The sequence below is a fragment of the Stenotrophomonas sp. PA-6-5C genome (assembly GCF_021605635.1).
Classification (GTDB): Bacteria; Pseudomonadota; Gammaproteobacteria; order Xanthomonadales; family Xanthomonadaceae; genus Stenotrophomonas; species Stenotrophomonas lactitubi.
The window spans coordinates 1-617 of record NZ_WKEE01000117.1; the positions used below are offsets into that span (position 1 = coordinate 1).

The 617-nt window shown below is 62.9% G+C and carries 1 pseudogene; it reads left to right on the forward strand.

What is annotated here, in order from left to right:
- Positions 1-62: 62 nt before the first annotated feature.
- Positions 63-617 (forward strand): annotated as a pseudogene (locus GIW57_RS23655) (transposase); the annotation flags it as partial.

The following is a 617-nucleotide window of genomic DNA, read 5'->3' on the forward strand; positions in this document are numbered from 1 at the left end:
TGGACTGCTGCCGGTTTCACAGACACCGAGTTTAGGTGTGATGATGAAACCGGAGGTGGTGCATGGCAGTAAGAAGAACATTCAGCCGCGAGTTCAAGCTTGAGGCGGTGAGGTTGGTCAGGGAGCGGGGCGTGTCGCTGGCGCAGGCGTGCCGCGACTTGGACCTACATGAGAACGTGCTGCGCAAATGGGTGCGCGAATCGGCAGCCGATCCGCACCACGCGTTCCCCGGCCAAGGGCAGATGAAGCCCGAGCAGGCCGAGATCGAACGTCTCAAGAAGGAAGTCGCCAAGCTCAAGATGGAGCGCGACATCCTGAAAAAAGCCGCGGCCTATTTCGCCAGGGAGTCCATGTGAAGTACGGCTTCGTGGCGAAGCACCGAGGGGGCTGGCCGGTGTTGATGTTGTGCGAGGCGCTCGGTGTGTCTCGCAGCGGGTTCTACGCGTGGCTGACCCGGCCGCGGAGCCGGCGCAGCCTGAGTGACGAGACACTCGGCCAGCAAGCGCGGCTGAGCTTCGTCGATAGTGACCGCACCTACGGCGCACGCCGTGTATGGCGTGATGTGCTGGAGGCAGGCTATCCCTGCGGCCTGCACCGCATCGAACGACTGATGCGGA